At 35.5% G+C, this 20,754-nt stretch carries 11 protein-coding genes; 9 read left to right on the forward strand and 2 right to left on the reverse strand.

The window, feature by feature from the left end; all coding sequences use genetic code 11:
- Nucleotides 1-94: 94 nt before the first annotated feature.
- The 7 genes from AC3E9W_RS17345 (at nt 95) to AC3E9W_RS17375 (ending at nt 13,582) form a co-directional block, all read left to right on the forward strand.
- Entirely contained in the window at nt 95-982 is an 888-nt protein-coding gene (locus AC3E9W_RS17345; protein ID WP_488769328.1) for a sugar phosphate isomerase/epimerase family protein, read from the forward strand.
- 338 nt (nt 983-1,320) lie between these two features.
- On the forward strand, nt 1,321-4,050 hold the full coding sequence (locus tag AC3E9W_RS17350) for an alpha-d-galacturonidase (protein ID WP_488769329.1): 2,730 nt from the start codon (nt 1,321-1,323) through the stop codon (nt 4,048-4,050).
- A gap of 465 nt (nt 4,051-4,515) precedes the next feature.
- Nucleotides 4,516-7,956, forward strand: a complete 3,441-nt coding sequence (locus tag AC3E9W_RS17355; RefSeq protein WP_488769330.1) for a malectin domain-containing carbohydrate-binding protein — start codon at nt 4,516-4,518, stop codon at nt 7,954-7,956.
- A gap of 379 nt (nt 7,957-8,335) precedes the next feature.
- Entirely contained in the window at nt 8,336-10,741 is a 2,406-nt protein-coding gene (locus AC3E9W_RS17360; RefSeq protein WP_488769331.1) for a glycoside hydrolase family 2 TIM barrel-domain containing protein, read from the forward strand.
- 230 nt (nt 10,742-10,971) lie between these two features.
- Complete coding sequence (locus AC3E9W_RS17365) at nt 10,972-12,183, forward strand: DUF4272 domain-containing protein (protein WP_488769332.1); 1,212 nt, start codon at nt 10,972-10,974, stop codon at nt 12,181-12,183.
- A gap of 150 nt (nt 12,184-12,333) precedes the next feature.
- Nucleotides 12,334-12,894 (forward strand): YdeI/OmpD-associated family protein, encoded by a 561-nt coding sequence (locus AC3E9W_RS17370; RefSeq protein WP_306156287.1) that lies wholly within the window; start codon nt 12,334-12,336, stop codon nt 12,892-12,894.
- Nucleotides 12,895-12,943: 49 nt separating this feature from the next.
- Nucleotides 12,944-13,582 carry a Pr6Pr family membrane protein gene (locus tag AC3E9W_RS17375; protein WP_488769333.1) on the forward strand — a complete coding sequence of 213 codons (639 nt, stop codon included), beginning with the start codon at nt 12,944-12,946 and terminating at the stop codon, nt 13,580-13,582.
- Nucleotides 13,583-13,591: 9 nt separating this feature from the next.
- On the opposite strand, the gene AC3E9W_RS17380 is transcribed toward AC3E9W_RS17375, so the two are convergent.
- The gene (locus tag AC3E9W_RS17380; protein WP_488769334.1) at nt 13,592-14,959 is read right to left on the reverse strand and encodes a hypothetical protein; all 1,368 of its coding nucleotides are present in this window, start codon (nt 14,957-14,959) and stop codon (nt 13,592-13,594) included.
- A gap of 228 nt (nt 14,960-15,187) precedes the next feature.
- On the opposite strand from AC3E9W_RS17380, the gene AC3E9W_RS17385 reads away from it, so the two are divergent.
- Complete coding sequence (locus tag AC3E9W_RS17385) at nt 15,188-17,281, forward strand: alpha-L-fucosidase (protein ID WP_488769335.1); 2,094 nt, start codon at nt 15,188-15,190, stop codon at nt 17,279-17,281.
- A 139-nt stretch (nt 17,282-17,420) separates the two neighbouring features.
- Nucleotides 17,421-19,334 (forward strand): glucosamine-6-phosphate deaminase, encoded by a 1,914-nt coding sequence (gene nagB / locus AC3E9W_RS17390; protein WP_488769336.1) that lies wholly within the window; start codon nt 17,421-17,423, stop codon nt 19,332-19,334.
- 640 nt (nt 19,335-19,974) lie between these two features.
- Here the strand turns inward: nagB and AC3E9W_RS17395 are convergent.
- Nucleotides 19,975-20,688, reverse strand: a complete 714-nt coding sequence (locus tag AC3E9W_RS17395; protein ID WP_306156292.1) for a LytR/AlgR family response regulator transcription factor — start codon at nt 20,686-20,688, stop codon at nt 19,975-19,977.
- Nucleotides 20,689-20,754: the final 66 nt, after the last annotated feature.

Here is a 20,754-nt window from a genome sequence, read left to right on the forward strand (position 1 = left end):
AAAAAGTTCGCCACGAATTCCACCAATTTTCACGAATTATTATTTAAAAAATTAGTGCAATTAGTGTAATTCGTGGCAGAAAAAAAATATACCCATGATATATAAAAAACATTTATTAATTGCATTGCTAGTTGTTCTATCAACAACATTCAACAGCTGTGCAACGGCTCAGGCATCAAAAAACAAACAGCAATACAAAGTAGCGGTTTGCGACTGGATGATTTTAAAAAGACAAAAATTAGGTGCTTTCGGATTAGCAGCTGAAATAAAAGCAGACGGAATCGAAATGGATATGGGCGGTTTAGGAAAGCGTCCGACTTTCGACAGTAAACTGGGTGAACCTGTAGAAAGAAAAAAGTTCTTAGATAAATCGAAAGAGTTAAATGTCGGAATCAGCTCAATTGCCATGTCAGGGTTTTACGCACAGTCTTTTGCCAAAAGAGAAACCATCGAACCAATGATCAACGACTGTGTGGCTGCAATGAAAAACATGAAAGTAAAAGTGGCTTTTTTACCATTAGGAACTGAAAGCGACTTAACTAAAAATCCAGAACTGCGTCCGATTGTTATTGAAAGACTAAAATGGGCAGGAAAGCAAGTCGGTAAAATTGGCGGAGTAATTGCTATTGAAACTTCATTAAGCGCCACAGACGAGAAAAAGCTTTTAGAAGAAGTAGATTCAAAATACATTAAAAGTTCTTTCAATTTTGCGAATGCAGTTGATAATGGAAGAGATATAGCATCTGAATTAAAGATTTTAGGAAAGAAACATTTAGCACAGATTCATGCTTCAAACACCGATAAATTTTGGTTAGAAAACGATCCTGCGATCGATATGCCAAAAATCAAACAAACGCTAGATGAAATGAAATGGAGTGGTTGGCTGATTGTAGAACGTTCACGAGATGTAAATCAAGTTCATAACGTAAAAGCCAATTACGGAGCGAATGTGGCTTATTTGAAGAAAGTTTTTCAGAAATAAAAATAAATTGGTGAAAATATGTAATCGTTAAACAACACAATTTTTCACTTAAAATCTGCGTGAAGTCTTTGCGCAGATTTTACTCTCATTTTTGTCATCCCGAGGAACGAGGGATCTCCGCAAGATGCTCTACAAAGATTGTCGATTTAGTTTGCGGAGATTTCTCCTCCGGTGGAATGACAAAAAGACGAAAACAATCTTATGAAAATGAATTCCCTAGCCCCGATAGAAGTGGAAATCCTTTTTTATTTTTTCTTTAAAAATAAAAAAGATTGTAACGGATAGCGGGATTAGCTCCTGAAAAAAAAATTGATTGCCAAGAATAAAACCAGAACACAATGAAACATTTACAATTACTTCTTTTATTTTTTTACGTCGCTTTCGCGAAAGCGCAAAACATCACCATTGTGAGTGATGCCAATGCGCCGAGAGCAAAATACGGTGCAGAGAAATTAGCTGAGACTTTAACTTCAAAAGGATTTCAGGTTACAGCTTCAGACAAATTCAAAAAATCAAAAGATAAAGTAATTGTTATTGGCGAAAAAGAAACTGAATTCTGGAAAAAAAACGCCAAAAGCGCTAAAATAGACGACAATAAACTGACTAAAAAAGAAGGTTTTCTGATTCGTACTCAAAATAATATCACTTACATCGAAGGAACAGATGCGACTGGAGCATTGTATGGTGCTTTAGAATTGGTAGATCGAATTAAAGATTCTGGTAAATTACCTTCAGAATTAAATATCGACGACAGTCCAGAAATGGTTCTGCGAGGCGCTTGTATCGGAATGCAGAAACCCGTATATCTTCCTGGACGTGACGTTTACGAATATCCGTATACACCAGAAACTTTTCCATGGTTTTACGATCAAAAATTATGGATTAAGTACTTGGATATGATGGTTGATAACCGCATGAATTCCTTATATTTATGGAACGGACACCCATTTGCTTCTTTAGTTAAACTAAAAGAATATCCGTTTGCAGTAGAAGTAAGCGACGAAGATTTCAAAAAGAACGAAGAAATCTATAAATTCCTAACGGTTGAAGCCAACAAAAGAGGAATCTGGGTAATTCAGATGTTCTACAATATCATTGTTTCTAAGCCTTTTGCAGAACATTACAATATTAAAACTCAGGATCGTTCAAGACCGATTACGCCTTTGTTGTCCGATTATACCAGAAAATCTATTGCAGCATTTATCGAGAAATATCCAAACGTTGGTTTAATGGTTTGTTTGGGAGAAGCAATCAATACCGTTGATGACGACGTAGAATGGTTTACCAAAACGATTATTCCGGGTGTTCGCGATGGTTTACAGGCTTTAGGAAAAACAGAAGAACCGCCGATTATTTTGCGTTCTCACGATACAGACGGACCTTTGGTAATGGAAAAATCGCTTCCATTATACAAAAACTTATATACAGAAAGTAAATATACAGGAGAATCTCTAACGACTTACACGCCGGGCGGCCCTTGGGGCGAAACGCACAAACAGTTGAGTTCTCTAAAATCGATTCATATCGAAAACGTGCATATTTTGGCTAATTTAGAGCCTTTCAGATACGGTTCACCAGATTTTATCCAGAAAACGGTAAAGGCGATGCATAACATTCACGGAGCTAATGCTTTACACTTGTATCCGCAAGCTTCATATTGGGATTGGCCGTATTCTGCCGATAAAACCAAAACAGGCGAACGTTTATTAGAAATGGATCGCGATTGGATCTGGTACAAAGCTTGGGCAAGATACGCTTGGGATAGCAAAAGAGACCGAAACGAAGAAATCAAATATTGGGATAATGACTTAGCTGCGAAATACGGAACGAGTCAGGAAGCTGCTAACAACATTCTAAAAGCATACGAAGAAACAGGAGAAATTGCTCCAAAAACCTTAAGACGTTTCGGAATCACAGAAGGAAACCGTCAAACTTTATTGTTAGGAATGTTCGAAAGCCAGTTAGTAAACCCGTCAAAATGGAGAGTGTATCCAGGATTCCACGAATCTTGCGGGCCTCCAGGCGAATTATTATTGGAATACGCAAAAAAAGAATGGAATAAAGAACCGCATTCTGGCGAACTTCCAACGCAGATTATTGCCGAAATTACAGAACACGGGAGATTGGCAGTTGAAGCGATCGATAAAGCCGAAGCCAGCGTAACCAAAGACAAAGAAGAATTTTTACGTCTTAAAAACGATGTACATTGCTATAAAGCTTTCGCCGATTTCTTCTCAGAAAAAGTAAAAGCTGCGATTTTGGTTTTGCGTTACAGCTATTCAAATGACATTGCTGATTTAGACAAAGCATTGCCGCATCTAGAGAAAAGCATCGAATATTACGAACTTTTGGTAAATCTTACGAAAGATCATTATTGGTACGCCAACAGTATGCAGACTGCGCAACGTCGAATTCCGATTGGAGGTGACGACGGAAACAACAAAACTTGGGCAGAATTATTACCACATTATGAGCGCGAATTAGCAAATTTTAAAAGAAATTTAGAAAAGCTAAAATCGTCTAAAGACGGTAAAATCGAAACCAAAGAAGGAAAACCTTGGAAACCTGCTGAAGTAACTTTTATCGATGAAAAACCAGGAACCTATTTAGTTAAAAAAGGAACAAAAGTATACGGAACAGATATTTCTGAATTAACCAAAATTGCTCCAGAGCTTCAAAACCTAAAAGGATTTTCATTCGTAGAAAACGATCAGAATGAAAAAGGAACGCATTTGAAGTTTAGAAACACAAAAGCGGTTAAATTAGTAGTCGGTTATTTCAACTCCGATCAGAAAAGATTTTTGTTACCGCCAAGTTTAGAAACCGATGCAGCAGGAAATGCGCATGGTCAGGCCGAAGTAATTTTGGCAAGCGCCATGAATTTGAAAGAGTTACCACGTGTAAATATTCATACCTATACTTTCCAGCCGGGCGAAAACAAACTCGATTTAGGCAAAGGAAAAGTATTGATTTTAGGTTTCATCGACGCAGATCAGACCATTACACCGCGTGATGTCGGGTATATCGATGCAGGAGAAAAAGCAGCAATCGACTGGTTGTTTTATTAATAAGGATAATAATTTGGGCGTGTCCCTCCGGGTCGGGCTTTCGGCTATATCTTTTATTTCGCTCCGCTGCATAAAAGGATACCGCCTCAATCCCTCACGCGAACCAAGCGTTACCTTAAACCTGACGGGGTTTTAAAACCCGTCAGGTTTAATACGAAGTAATACACACAATCTTGTCATCCCGAGGAACGAGGGATCTCCGCAAGAAACTCGACAAAAGTTTGTCATTTCGAACGGAGAGAGAAATCACACGCGGGATTCGACAAAGATTTGAAATACTGTGCGGAGTTTCTAGTGCGATTTCTCCCTTCGGTCGAAATGACAAAACAACGACCTTTAGGTCAACAACAATTAAAAAACAACCTTATATAACTTATATGGTTTAAAAATATGAACAGAATAGTTTTTTTTATTTTTTGTTTTTTCTCAAGTTTTTGCACTGTTTGGAGTCAGGGCAAAAGTTCAATGCGTAAAGAAATTTCGCTGAATTCATCTTGGGAGACCGTAATGCTGGATAATCTTCCGCTGAAAGAAGAAGATTTTGTAGAAAATCCAAAAACTGATTCCAATTGGCAAAAGGTAAGTGTGCCTCACAATTGGGATCAGTATTATGGTTTCAGGAGAACAAAACATGGAAATTTACACGGAACTGCCTGGTACAAAAGAACTTTAAAACTGGATAAAATTACATCTGGACAGAAGTTCTTTTTGTTTTTTGAAGGAGTAAGTTCTTATGCAACAGTTTGGGTAAATGGGAAAAAAGCCGGTGAACACAAAGGTGGAAGAACCACTTTTACATTGGATATTTCCAAATTAATTACTGCAAACAAAGAAAATCAGATTCTCGTAAAAGCATCACATCCATCGTTTATTGCCGATCTTCCTTGGGTCTGCGGAGGCTGTTCGGGCGAATGGGGATTTTCAGAAGGTTCTCAGCCAATGGGGATTTTCAGACCTGTTTCTTTGGTCATTACAAACGATGTTAGAATCGAACCTTTTGGTGTTCATATTTGGAATGACAAATCGGTTTCCAAACAAAAAGCGATTTTACATACCACTACAGAAATCAAAAATTACGGCACTTCCAACCGAAATTTAACCGTAGAAATTACTCTTTTTGATGCTTCTGGAAAGAAAGTTTCAAGCATTAAAAATCAAATCAAACACAATTCGGAAGAGAAGAAAGAAGTGGTGCTGACGTTGCCGGAAATTCAAAATCCGAAATTATGGTCGCCATCGAATCCGTATTTATATAAACTCGTTACGACAATTTCTGAAAATGGAAAAACGATCGATCAGTTAACAACGCCTTACGGAATCCGTTGGGTGAGTTGGCCGGTTAGCCGTGACGGAAAAGACAATCGTTTTTTCATTAATGACGAACCTGTTTTTATCAATGGAGTTTGTGAATACGAACATCAGATAGGAAATAGTCATGCCTTTTCAGACGAACAAATTCATGCTAGAATTGAACAAATAAAAGCTGCTGGATTTAATGCTTTCCGCGAAGCGCATCAGCCACATAATTTAAAATATCAGGCAGCATTAGACGAAAACGGAATCTTATTTTGGAGTCAGTTTTCGGCGCATATTTGGTACGATACGCCAGAATTTAAAGAAAATTTCAAAACGCTTTTACGCGAATGGATTAAAGAACGTAGAAATAGCCCTTCTGTTGTCATGTGGGGTTTACAGAACGAAAGTACAATCCCTAAGGAATTCGCAGAAGAATGCACGCAGATTATTCGCGAAATGGATCCGTTATCTGAGAAACAAAGAATTGTAACGACTTGCAACGGCGGAGAAGGAACAGATTGGAATGTCGTTCAAAACTGGTCTGGAACGTATGGCGGTGATCCGTTAAAGTATCATCTCGAAATGACAACGCAGTTATTAAACGGGGAATATGGCGCTTGGCGTTCGGCAGATTTGCATACCGAAGGCGAATTCGATCAAAAAGGAACTTTAAGCGAAAACCGTTTTTCGCAATTAATGGAAATCAAAGTCCGTGAAGCCGAGTCGGTTCGTGATAAAATTGCAGGACAATTCAACTGGCTTTTTGCTTCGCATGAAAATCCGGGACGCGTGCAGAATGGCGAAGGATTCAGAGATATAGACAAAGTAGGCCCCGTAAATTATAAAGGACTTTTTACGATTTGGGGCGAACCTTTGGATGCGTATTATATGTACCGCGCCAATTATGTTTCGAACAAAACCAATCCGATGGTGTACATCGTTTCGCACACTTGGCCAAGCCGTTGGGAAAGTGCTGGAATCAAAAACGGAATCGATATTTATTCGAATTGTGACGAAGTAGAATTGTTTAATGACGTCAATAAAATGTCATTAGGAAAACTAAAAAATCCAGGAATTGGGAAACATTTTCAGTTTAATAATGTCAATATTCAATACAATGTTTTATATGCCGTTGGATACGTAAACGGAAAGGCTGTTGCTAAAGATTATATCGTTTTGAGCAATCTTCCGAAAGCGTCAAATTTAGAAGCATTAACGCCAAATAAAACGGATATTTTAAAAGCTAAAAGCGGTTTAAATTATATCTATAGAGTTAATTGCGGTGGTTCTGAATTCACAGATTCTAACGGAAACACTTGGTTGACTGACACACACAAAAGTGGAAAAAACGCCTGGGGTTCCTTATCCTGGACAGATAATTTCGAAAAACTTCCTGATTTTTATGCAAGCCAAAGAAGTACTTTTGACCCGATTGACGGAACAAAAGATCAGACTTTATTTCAAACATTCAGATACGGAGTTGAAAAGTTAAGTTATGAATTTCCTGCGCCAGACGGAGAATATGTAATCGAATTGTATTTCACAGAACCTTGGTACGGAACTGGCGGTGGCATGGATTGCAAAGGTTGGCGTTTGTTTGATGTAGCAATAAACGATAATGTTGTTTTAAAAGACTTCGATATTTGGGCAGAAGCTGGACATGACAATGCATTAAAGAAAACTTTTAAAGTAAAAAGCACTGGCGGAAAAATTAAAATTTCGTTTCCAAATGTCAAAGTGGGGCAGGCGATTATTTCGGCAATTGCAATCGCAACCAAAGATTATCACGCAAGACCTGTTGAGGAATCGGCTAGAAATATTCAGAATGTAAGTTTAGATGCTAAAGATTTTAAAATCGCTTCTTGGTTAGATATCAATTCAAAACAATATCTAAACTCAGAAGTTGTATTTACAGAATTGCCTTCAGAAGTTTTTGGGGCTGATTTCATTCAGTTTTCGAATAATTCAAAAGTTTCGGGTTCATTTACAGCAAAAGAAGAATCGACGGTTTATGTTTTGGCTGATAATAAGATAAAGACTTTAAACTGGCTTTCAGATTATAAAAAAATAGAAGAAAAGGGAAAAAATAGCAATGGAATTTCTTTTGATGTTTTTACTAAAAAAGTAAAAAAAGGCGAGAAAGTTTCTTTTAATAATTCTGAAACGATTTCAACGATTGTTGTAGTGCCAACTTACGATATGGGCGAAAAAGACGATTCGAGACCTGTTGTAATCATCGAAGCCGAAAAAACGAAAACAACTGGAACTGGAATCGAAAAAGGGAATTTCAAAAAAGCGGATTATATTGAATTTACAAAAAAGACGAATAACAGCATTGAGTTTGAAGTAAAACCTGGTGTCGCTGGAATTTATTTAATGCGTTTCCGTTTTATGAATCGAAATGAAACGCCATTAAAAGTAAAATTCATAATGGAAGATGCATACGGAATTTTAATGCGAAATGATACGATTGAGTTTTTCCCTTCACCAGAAAAATGGAAAATATTAAACACAACATCAGGAGGTTATATCAACGCAGGAACGTATAAAATTACTCTTGAAGGAGATGATTTGAAGGGGTTGATGTTGGATAATTTTGAGTTTCAATAAAAGGTATTTGCCACGAAGACGCGAAGGCACAAAGGTCAATGTTTTTGTTGGTTACGATTGTCAGGCTGAGCGGAGTCGAAGCCCACGCAAGAAGCTCGACACTGTTTGTCATCCTGAGGAACGAAGGATCTCCACAAGTAGCTCGACAAAGATTGGCGATTAAGGTTACGGAATTACTTTGCGTGGGCTTCGACTCCGCTCAGCCTGACAAATAAAGAAGTATAGATTTAAATTAGAATAAAAAAATAATCGCGCAAAGTCGCAAAGTCGCTAAGAAATTAACCATATAAGTGATATAAGAAATTTTAAGTTTTGCTAAAATAAACTTATATCACTTATATGGTTTTAAAAAAAACTTTGCGAGAGAAAAAATAAAAATATGTTTAAAAAAATTACACTTGCATTTGCAATCTTGTTTTCAGCATCAATACTGGCACAAAAAGAAGCCAGAATTGTAGAAGACTTTAATAAAAACTGGAATTTCAAATTAGGAGATCATCCAGAAGCGATAAACAAAAACTACAATGCTTCAGATTGGAGAGCGCTTCAATTGCCACATGATTGGAGTATTGAAGGAGCTTTCGATAAAGAGGCTAAAACCAAACAAGCGCAAGGGTTTTTACCTGCTGGAAAAGGCTGGTATCGCAAGATTTTTACTATTCCTGCAAGTTGGAAAAGCAAAACAATTTCGATTGAATTTGATGGAGTTTTTAAGAATAGCGAAGTGTTTATAAACGGTAAATCATTAGGAATGCGTCCAAATGGATATATCTCTTTTGGATATGATTTGTCTCTTTATTTAAATTATGGACAAGCCAATATTATCGCTGTGAAAGTTGATAATGATGCGCAACCCAATTCAAGATGGTACACTGGCTCTGGTATTTATAGAAATGTGAGATTGGTGGCTAGCGAAAAATTGCATGTTGGGAAGTGGGGAACTTTTGTAAGTACGCCTGAAGTTTCAACAAACAAATCAAAAGTGCATTTAGAAGTTACAATTGATAATGATAATGACACCGCTAGAGAATTTACATTGGTGACTTCTATTTTAGATGCTAAGAATAAGGAAGTGGCTAATAAAATTTCGATAGAGAAAATTGGGGCTAAAACATTTGAAACCAAAGTGCATAATCTTGATGTTATAAAACCGCAATTATGGAATACTGAAAATCCCTATTTGTATAAAGTTGTTACTAAAATCTATGAAAAATCTGTACTAGTTGATAATTACGTAACACCACTTGGATTTAGATTTTTCAATTTTGACTCAGAAAAAGGATTTTCATTGAATGGTGTTCCGACTAAAATTTATGGAGTTTGTCTGCATCACGACAATGGCGCTTTGGGAGCGGTTGAAAATATTCATGCCGTTCGCAGAAAGTTGACGTTGATGAAAGAAATGGGGGCAAACGCCATCAGAATGTCTCATAATCCGCATTCTTTAGAAATGATGCAATTGTGCGACGAAATGGGATTCATTGTTCAGGACGAAGCTTTTGATGTTTGGAAAAAGAAAAAAGTAACCAACGATTACCACAAAGATTGGGATGCTTGGCACAAACAGGATTTGGAGGATTTTATTAAAAGAGATCGAAATCATCCGTCTGTAATGATGTGGAGCATTGGTAACGAAATCCGCGAACAGTTTGATTCGACTGGAATTGCGATTACGAGAGAATTAGCAAAAATCGTAAAAAATCTGGATACAACGCGTCCCGTAACTTCCGCTTTGACAGAAAATGTAATTGAGAAAAACTTTATTTATCAATCGGGCGCTTTAGATTTATTAGGTTTCAATTATAAACACGAAGATTATAAAGATTTTCCAACTAAATTTAAAGGGCAAAAAATACTAGCTTCAGAAAGTGTTTCGGCTTTGGAAACGCGTGGACATTATGATTTTCCTGACGGAATAAAAGCTTGGCCAACCAAACACGGCGCTCCGTTTGACGGAAATGCAGATTGGACGGTTTCTGCTTATGATCAGGTGAAATCGTATTGGGGAGCAACACACGAAGAAAACTGGAAAACAATCAAAAGTCAGGATTTCATGGCGGGAACGTTTATTTGGACAGGATTCGATTATATCGGTGAACCAGATCCGTATCCGTATCCAGCAAGAAGTTCATATTTCGGAATTGTAGATTTAGCCGGTCTTCCAAAAGATGTATATTACATGTACCAAAGTGAATGGTCTAAGAAAGACGTTCTTTATATTTTTCCGCATTGGAACTGGAAAAAAGATCAAGAAGTTGCTGTTTGGGCATATTATAATAATGCCGATGAAGTGGAGCTTTTCTTAAACGGAAAATCTCTCGGCAAAAAAGCCAAACAAAATGATGATTTGCATATTTCGTGGAATGTGAAGTTCGAACCTGGAACGCTAAAAGCGGTTTCCAGAAAGAATGGAAAAGTAGTTTTAGAAAAAGAAATTCATACCGCTGGTGAAGCTGTTAAAATTGATTTAAAAGCAAATAAAACTTCTATCAAAAATGATACTTACGATTTGGTTTATGTGACGGTTTCGCTAGTAGATAAAAAAGGAAACTCATTACCAGAAGCAATGGACTTAATCAATTTTGAAGTTTCTGGTGGAGGAAAATTAGTTGGAGTTGATAATGGCTATCAAGCCAATTTGGAATCGTTTAAAGCGAATTCTTGTAAGTTGTTCAACGGAAAATGTATTGCGATTATTCAGTCGAATGGGAAGAAAGAGAGTATTCGTTTGAAAGTTTCTGCAAATGGATTGTCGTCTTCAGAAATTACAATAAAAGTAAATTAAAAAAATCTCGCAAAGGCGCGAAGTCGCTAAGCTTTTTGAACCATATAAGTTATATAAGTAATTTTAAGTTTTGACTTAATGATCTTAAATGACTTATATGGTTTTCTTTTTTGTATAATCTTTGCGCCTTCGCGCCTTTGCGAGATTTTTCATAATATACTGTGAAGTATTTTTTGTGTTCTTTGTAGAATTAAACCTATATTAGCTTTATAATATTTAAAAGCCGAAAAATGATTTGTACAATTTATTCGCATCATTTAGGACTGGAAAAAATCAAGCAAATATTTCTTTCTCATGTTCCTAATGGCGTTTTTTCTACTAATGGTGAAAATCTAGAATTTGAAGTAAAAGGCGGAATCTTAAGTCCGTCAAAGAAAATAACACTATTTTACAGAGAAAGAGCTGTTCCTTCTTATCAAATTCCGCAAATAGATGATTCTGAATTAACTGCCAATTTAAAAGGACTGTATGGATTTGTAGATTCGTTACCGACTGAAAATGAAAAGGTAAAAGGATTATTTCTTCATAAAATACAAACGCTGAATTCAGAATTTTCGATTCGCGAAGATAAAGGAGAATTAAAAGAGTTAAATGCCATTATCGTTGATTTGGCAAGGGAATTTGACGCTGTTCTGTTTGTTCAGCCTATAACTATTATCAGTAAATCTGAAACGCAGCATTTTCTGGATAAAGATTTAAATCTGATTATTGATACAGACGGAAAATGTGAAATAGAGGATTTAAAAGTTAATATCAATTCGGAATATTTTGATAACGATCAAACGGATTTAGATGAAGATCAAATAGAAAGAAAAGCAAAAAACGAAGCAATTCTGGAAAGCGAAAATATAAAAATCAACAAACATTTGCCTTGCATTGAATCGGAAAGAGAAACTACAATTCGATCAGCAAAGGAAATTGCCGAAAGAGTAAGCGTTTTGGCTGTGACGAATTTGGTTGCTTTCAATAATATTTCTTCTGAAGAAGCGGTTGATTATCTGCAGGAATATAAACTTTGGGAATCTGTAACCGAAGGCGAAAAGGAATTTCTAGCAAACCCAACGGAAGACAAAAAAATGTACGAAACTTGGAAATGTGAAGGTATTTGGACCTTGATGTGGGCTTTGAAAAAAGTAGATGTAATTGATTTTCCGAATGCCTTTTGTGATCTTGGAAATATTAGTTCGGAAAATTATCCTGTCGGACAAGGTAAAAATCCTTTTGAATTTATAAACGCAGTTCATGAAGTTCGTTCTAAAAAAGAAATTTTAGACGCTGCCGATTTGTATTACAGATATAATTGGGCTTGTGTAGACGAAAGAATTAATGGAAGACAAATAGAAAACATTAATCCAGGAATTGTATACGAAAGGCAATATGCGCTCAACTGGCTAATTCATTACATGGATCAAGATTGGGATAATGTTACCTGCGACACTTAAATATAAGCTGTGATTTTTTTTGAACCATATAAGTTATATAAGAATTTTAAGTTTTTGGCTTAATTAAACTTACATGACTTATATGGTTTAATTTTTTTAATTTTAAACTTTGCGTCTCCGCGACTTTGCGAGATTAAAATTTTAAACAAAATGACACCGACTTTTTTTGCAGATCAAAAAGATTTTAGAAAATGGCTAGAAAAGAACCATCAAAAAGAAAAAGAGCTTTTAGTTGGTTTTTATAAAGTTTCAAGCAAAAAGCCCTCGATGAGCTGGTCAGAATCTGTAGATCAGGCGCTTTGTTTTGGATGGATTGACGGAGTTCGCAGATCGATTAATGATGAAAGCTACAGCATTCGTTTTACTCCGAGAAGGCCTTCTAGTATTTGGAGTGCCATTAATGTTCAAAAAATGGAAGATTTGACTAAAGCAGGTTTAATGACGGACGCAGGTTTAAAAGCTTTTAGTTTTCTATCAGAAAATAAATCAAAAATATATTCGCACGAAAAGAAAGAACCTATCCCGCTTTTAGAAGCTTACGAAAAGGAATTTAAAAGCAACAAAATAGCCTGGGAATTTTTTGAGAAACAAGCACCATCTTACAAGAAAGTTATGATTCATTGGATTATGAGTGCCAAACAGGAAAAAACACAATTGTCAAGACTTGAAAAAACAATTGTGGAAAGCGAAAAGCATAAACGAGTGATGTAGTAAAATCCAATAAAATTCCTTATATTAGTGGTTTGACTTATAGTATAATATGGAAAAAGAAAATACCATTATAAAAGGAGAGATTTTGTTGGGTATTATTTTTGCCCTCGAGTTATATGCTTTACCTGTACAATTTTATTTATTATTAAAAGGACCTGGTTTTACCTTCTTTAGTGCAGCCGTACGTTTTTTCAGTTTTTTTACAATTACAACAAATACAATCGTTTTCTTTTGCACCGCTTTTTTATTATTTGGAGGCAGATGCAAGCTTAATGCGTTTTTTAAAAAATGCACCACAATTACAGCCGTAACCGTTTATATTCTAATTGTCGGAATGGTTTTTAATTTGCTTCTTCGTCACATCGTCGATTTAAAAGGACATCATCTTATTGTAAGCGAAATATTTCATTCGGTAGTGCCAGTTTTATTTTTCTCGTATTGGCTATTTTTTGTGAGTCCACAAAGAATCTCTTTTAAGGTTATTTTGGGATGGCTCGTTTATCCGATTCTCTATATTATTTATACTTTGTTTCACGGAATTACGACCAATTTTTACCCGTATCCGTTTATTGACGCAACTAAATTGGGCTTTAAAACTGCTCTCGTAAATGGATTATTCGTTTTAATTGCTTTTGTGGTTTTGTCAGCGATTTTGATTTCTATTTCAAGGCTAAGAAAAGAAGTTTAGAATTAGCCATTATAAATTAATTACAGATTCTAATGTTGATTTCTTTTGGTTTATAATGAACAGCTGGCTTTTATCGTCTAATAAAATTTTATAGTTAAATTCTTTTTCCGAATCAAACTTCCAGTTTTTTAGTTCTTTAAAACTTTTTTTAATCAATTTTAAGTTTTCACTATTATTCTTTGAAACAATTATCATTTTTGTTAATGCTGTTTCTTGCATTTTTTCAATAGAACTTTTTGAAATTTCCGTTTCATATTCGGTTCTAGAGCGAAAACGGAATTTTTTTTGAATAACGTTAAAATCATCTTCATTTTCAGAAATGACATATCTGTAACTCATTACATTATCTAATTCGTTTATCCAATCAGGAAATTTCTGCTCATAAATCGCAATGTAGCGGTCAATGAAACTTTTATCGATAGGTTTTTTCTGAGCGATATATTCAGTTACCATTGGATAAATTTCCTTAGACATCAGATTAATATATTTTTGATAATACCAATCTTTTTCATCTATTTTGCCATTAAGCTTTCCATAAACATAACCATTTCCTAATGATGTTGCAAGCACTTCATTTAAGAGTTGATAAGCATAATTGCTGTATTTAGACTTATTTTCTTTGAAAGCATTTGCAATTTCAGTCTTAACTTCAAGTGATTGTTCATTATAAATAATATGATACGTTTCGTGCAGCATTACGCTAAAAAGATCTTTGTAATTTGTTAAGTCAGTTTGAATGGCGCTGATAAAATTATTTTCAAATGATTGCGCTGTAAAACCTTTAGAATTGGGAAGCGGATAAAAAGCAATTTCGAACGGAATTGACGTATCCCAACTTGAATTGTAGAATGCTAAACCTATTGTAAAGTAATCCTGAATATTGTTTTCATTTGCATATTTAGTAATTTCTACAATTTGCTTTTCAAACTTCTCTTTGTTCGGATTGTAAATCAATTCATTATAAATTGGAGTAAATGCAGAAATAATTCTGGTTAGATCATTTAAAGTCTTGTTCGTTACAATTCCAATTGAACGCATTTTGAAATCTTTTAAATTCTCGGTTTCAATGAGATTTTTTCTTAAAAAATCTTTAGACTGCATTGGTTTTTTTGAGTCTTCAGGAAATCCATCAAATTTATAACTGTAATCGATAGCGAGTTTGTCAAATTCTGACACTAATTTTTGAAATTCTTCTGTATTATATTTCGACTTATGAAATTCGGTTTTGAAAACATTTTCGGGATAGTTTTCAGAAAGATTCTGTATAAAAACAAAAACGGCCAATTGCTCAGAATACTTTATATTGAATGTCGCTTTTTGCGCAAATGATAATGAAGATTGTACAAAAAAGAGGAAAATTAAAATTTGGAATTTCATTAAAGTCTAGATAAATTAAAAGAATATTTTTTTACAATTGCTTTTGTAAAACGAAATCAAATTTAATAAAATCATTGTGGAGAAAAAGATAAAAATATAAGAATGTTATTATAAATTTGGTTTTTTAACCAAAACTCTTCTAAAATAGTCATTGGTCGAAATTCTTTAAAACAAAATCCTTAATTCTAGTACATTTATAGTTTAGAATATATTAAAACCAAAACCCTAATGAAAAATATTTTCCTTTCGCTTTGTCTTTTTGGCGCTTTCACAAGCAGTTTCGGACAAGAATTACCAAATGCTCCAAAACCTTTTGGACCGCTTCCGACACAGAAACAAATCGATTGGCAGGAAATGGAATTTTATGCTTTTGTGCATTTTTCATTAAATACTTTTACTAACAAAGAATGGGGTTACGGAGACGAATCGCCAGAACTTTTTAATCCGTCACAATTAGATGTTCGCCAATGGGCTCGCATTGCGAAAGAGTCGGGAATGAAAGGAATTATTTTGGTAGCCAAACATCATGACGGTTTCTGTTTATGGCCTTCGGCGTATACAGAACGTTCAGTTAAAAATTCGCCTTGGGAAAATGGAAAAGGCGATTTGGTAAAAGAATTAGCAGCTGCTTGTAAAGAATACGATTTAAAATTAGGATTATATCTTTCGCCTTGGGACAGAAATCATCCGCAGTACGGAAAACCGGAGTATATCACGTATTTCAGAAATCAGCTAAAAGAACTATTAACCAATTACGGAGATGTTTTCGAAATGTGGTTTGATGGCGCAAATGGTGGTGATGGATACTACGGCGGAGCCAATGAAATGAGAAAGATCAATTCGTTAACTTATTACAACTGGGAGGAGACCTATAAATTAATTTATGACATAGCGCCAAAAACGTTGGTTTGGGGTGTTGGTCCGTCTGAAGCAAGATGGATTGGAAATGAAGAGGGAAGAGCAGGAAAAACCAATTGGTCACTGCTTCGTCAGAAAGATGAATTGGCTGGCAAAGTGCATTATACCGAATTTATGTCGGGTCATGAAGACGGAGAAAAATGGGTTCCGGGAGAAGCTGATGTTTCGATCAGACCAGGATGGTTTTACCATTCAGTTGAAGACGATAAAGTTCGTTCGCTTGACGAAATGGTCGATATTTATTACGAATCGATTGGTCGAAATGCGACTTTGTTATTGAATCTTCCAGTTGATCAACGTGGTTTGGTTCATGAAAATGATGAAGCGAGATTGAAAGAATTAGTTGCTACAATTAAAGCCGATTTCAAAACAGAATTATTGGCAGATACACAAGTTCAAGCTTCAAATACAAAAGGAGCCGATTCTAATTTTGGACCTCAAAATGTTATAGATGGAAATAAAAACACGTATTGGGCAACTGACGAAAAGGTAAAGGAAGCAACAATCGAATTTACGTTTAAAAAGCCTACAGCTATCAATAGAATTTTGCTTCAGGAATATATTAAGCTAGGACAGAGAGTTAAATCTTTTTCTGTTGAAGCCAAAATTGATGGAAATTGGAAAACGATTGCCAATGAAACTACAATTGGTTACAAAAGAATTTTGCGTTTAGAACGCGTTACAGCTTCGGCTATTCGAATTAATGTTTTAGATGCGAAAGCTGGATTTGTATTCAGTACAATTGAAGCCTATAATGCTCCGACTTTCGTTAGAGAGCCTCAAATTCTTCGCGATAAAAATGGTTTGGTTACGATTAAATCGGAAGATGGAGCTGCTGTTTATTATTCGCTTGACGGAAAAAATCCATCGGAAAAAAGCATTTTGTATAAAGCTCCATTCATATATAATAAAGCGGTAGAAATAAAAGCAATTGCTAGAAATACAAAAGAGAAAATCAACAGTGCGGTAAAAACAGCTAAATATGGGGTTTCTAAAGAGAAATGGAAAGTAGTTTCGGTTTCGAGTGGCGACAATACATCTGCTGAACGCATTATCGACGGAAATCCAAATACAGATTGGGGATTTGGAAATGATGAAAATAAATTGCCTCAAAGTGTTGTGATTGACATGGGAGAATTGGTAAGCATTAAAGGTTTTACGTATACGCCACAGCAGGTTGGTAACAACTTGAATCTGATCTCTAATTATGAACTGTATACGAGTGTAGATAGTTTTTATTGGGATAAGCAATCAGAAGGAGAGTTCTCAAATATCAAACATAATCCAATTGAACAAATTAAGAGTTTTGCTGCAGTTAAAGCAAGGTTTTTAAAGTTTGTCGCTACAGCTGGCGTTGGAAAATCACAAAGTGTTTCGATTTCTGAAATTGGAGTTGTCGAATAAAAGCTTTTTCGGAAACTTTAGAAATAGCTTAGCATTCTTATTTTGTCTTTTGCCGAAGCGCAGCCGTTATTAGTCGAATTTTTAAGACTAACGGATAATTTAATTCTACTTTTATCTTAGAAATTAAATGGCAAGGCAAATGATTAAAGAAGATATAGGTTTTAGAGAAGCAGGGCAATTTGAAGAAACTCGTTACGAGAAAATTCACAATGTTATTTTCGAATCTTCGCAAGAAGCTTCTTTACTTGTAGCGCAGGAAATTGCCAATTTAATTCAGAGAAAAAATGAGCTGAACGAGCCTTGTGTTTTAGGTTTGGCTACAGGTTCTTCGCCAATTAAGGTTTATGAAGAATTGGTAAGAATGCACAAAGAAGAAGGTCTGAGTTTTGAAAACGTAGTGACTTTCAACTTAGATGAATATTATCCGATGGATAAAAATGATATTCAAAGTTATTATCATTTTATGCACGAGCATTTATTCAATCATGTCAATATTCTTCCAAAAAATATAAATATTCCAGACGGGCAGGTGAGCGCCGAGGAATTACAGCAATATTGCATCGATTACGAAATGAAAATCAAGTCGTACGGCGGATTGGATTTTCAATTGCTCGGAATCGGTAGAACAGGACATATCGGATTTAATGAACCAGGTTCTCACGTTAATTCGGGAACCAGAAGTATTACTTTGGATCATATAACCCGTGTCGATGCGGCTTCTTCTTTTTTAGGAATTGATAATGTGCCTAGAAAAGCCATTACAATGGGAATTGGAACCGTTAGAAATGCAAAAAGAATTGTTTTGCTAGGCTGGGGAATCAGTAAAGCAGGAATTATAAAAAAGACAATCGAAGGACAGGTTTCTTCGCAAGTTCCAGCGACGTATTTACAAGAGCATAACAACACAACATTTGTTCTGGATACGGAAGCTTCGTCTGAATTGACACGAGTAAAAACGCCTTGGCTGGTGAAATCTTGTGTTTGGACAGATGAATTAAAATTGAAAGCGGTGGCTTGGTTAAGTGAGCTGACTAAGAAACCTTTCTTAAAACTGACGGATAAAGATTATAACGACAACGGAATGTCGAGTCTTTTGACAGAAGAAGGAACTGCATACGATTTGAACATTAAGATGTTTAATAAAATGCAACAGACAATCACTGGCTGGCCGGGCGGAAAACCCAACGCAGATGATACTTATCGACCGGAGCGTTCCACGCCGGAGAGAAAGAGGATCATTATTTTCAGCCCGCACCCAGATGATGATGTGATTTCGATGGGGGGAACTTTTGACCGTTTGGTCGAACAAGGACATGAGGTTCATGTGGCGTATCAGACTTCTGGAAATATTGCCGTTTCGAATGAAGAGGCTTTGAAATTTGCAGAAATCTCTAAAGCATTGAATCCGAATTCTGAAGTTTCTGACGAGATTATTGATTTTCTTAAAAACAGAACAGGAACAGAAATTGATTCGCCTGAAGTTAGAAAATTAAAAGGATTAATAAGAAGAAGCGAATCTTTTGGCGCAACACGTTACATTGGTTTGCCAGATTCAAACGTAAACTTTTTGGATCTTCCGTTTTACGAAACAGGAACGGTTAAAAAGAATAATCTTTCGGATGCAGATGTTGACATTATGTGCGACATTATTGAAAGAATAAAACCGCATCAAATTTATGCCGCTGGAGATTTAGCAGATCCGCACGGAACTCATAAAGTGTGTTTAGACAGTTTGTTTGAAGCTTTGAAAAGATTAAAACACAAAAGCTTTATGAATGATTGTTGGGTTTGGCTGTACCGAGGCGCTTGGCATGAATGGGAATCGTACCAAATTGACATGGCAGTACCAATGAGTCCTGACCAGGTTATGAAGAAACGACATGCTATTTTTTATCACCAGTCTCAAAAAGACGGCGTAATGTTTCAAGGTGATGACAGCAGGGAGTTTTGGGTGCGAGTTGAAGACAGAAATAGATTGACTGCAGAAAAATATCACAGCTTAGGTTTAGCAGATTATTCGGCTATAGAAGCGTTTAAAAGATATCACTTTTAGTGATTTTTTGCAGCAATAAAGATAATAGACTATTTCATGGTTTATTTTGGTTAGTTACCTATAATTGAGTAAAATGCGGTCGTGGTTGGCCGCATTTTTTTTTTGTTTCACTGTAAATGGTTTTACCGCAGAGAGCGCTAAGGATACGCAAAGATTCGCAAAGTTTTTTTTAAGTTTTGTCATCCTGAGCGTCCCGAAACTTCGGGAGAAGGGCGCAAAGTTTTTTCTCAAAGATTGTCTGTAGAGACGCACTGCAGTGCGTCTAACGTTTGTTATATAATCTCGCAAAGTCGCGAAGTCGCAAAGTTTTTGTGCAAACTTCAATATCAAAAAACAATAAAAATTCCGTTAGGAATGGACAATTTTGTAGCAACGGATTTTAATCCGTTGAAATGATAATTTTTGTTTTGAATTAGTTCCGTAGGAACGACATATATAAAAAACAAAAAATGCTTCGATCCTACGGATCTAATTTGTATTGGAATCCATCAATCCCGGGATTAAAATCCCGGGCTACAATATGAATCGAGCTTACAGCTCTTTTTTTATTTTTATCTCTCCATAAAAAAAAATCGCAAAGCTTAAAAAATAAACTTTGCGACCTTTGCGTAATTCTTTGCGCTCTTTGCGGTTAAATCTACTATATCGAAGAATTCAAAATTTTCTGCTTCACTTCGTCAATATAAGACCTTCCTATAACGTAACGAAGTCCTTCAATTTCAATGCTATTTCCTTCAACGGCGTCAATTTTGTCAATCGCGATGGTGTATGATCTGTGGATTCTGATAAAATCTCTTTCGGGTAATAAACTCGTGAAATCTGATAAAGTGCTGTGTATGATGAACTTTCCAGAAGTAGTGCTTATTTTTAGATAATCTTTTAAACTTTCGATAACCAAAATTTCGTTCAAGAAAATCTTCTTCATTTTCTTTTTATCAATCTTAACGAAGATAAACGGATTTTCTTTACTGTTTTCTATAGGTGCTTTGGTATTGGCATTAAGACGTTTGCTGATTTTGTTTACCGCTTTCATCAAACGCGGAAACTCAATTGGTTTTACCAAATAATCTAATACATCCAGTTCGTAAGTTTCAATAGCAAATTGGTCATAAGCGCTTGTGATAACCAATAATGGAGGATTTTCTAAACTTTTAATAAAATTAATACCGTCCAAAACAGGCATATTGATGTCTAAGAAAATTACATCAATCGTATTGTTTTTTAAAAAATTAAGGCCTTCAATAGAATTACTGAAAGTGCTTACCAATTCTAATTCTTCAATCTGCTCAATATAATTTTTAATAACGTTTATTGCCAATGGCTCATCATCGATAATTAAACACTTTATTTTCATTTGTACTGTTATTTTGGGCCAATGTGTGGTTATCTTGTAAGTATAATTTTAGTTATATCTAAAAGC

The organism is Flavobacterium sp. 38 (assembly GCF_057799715.1).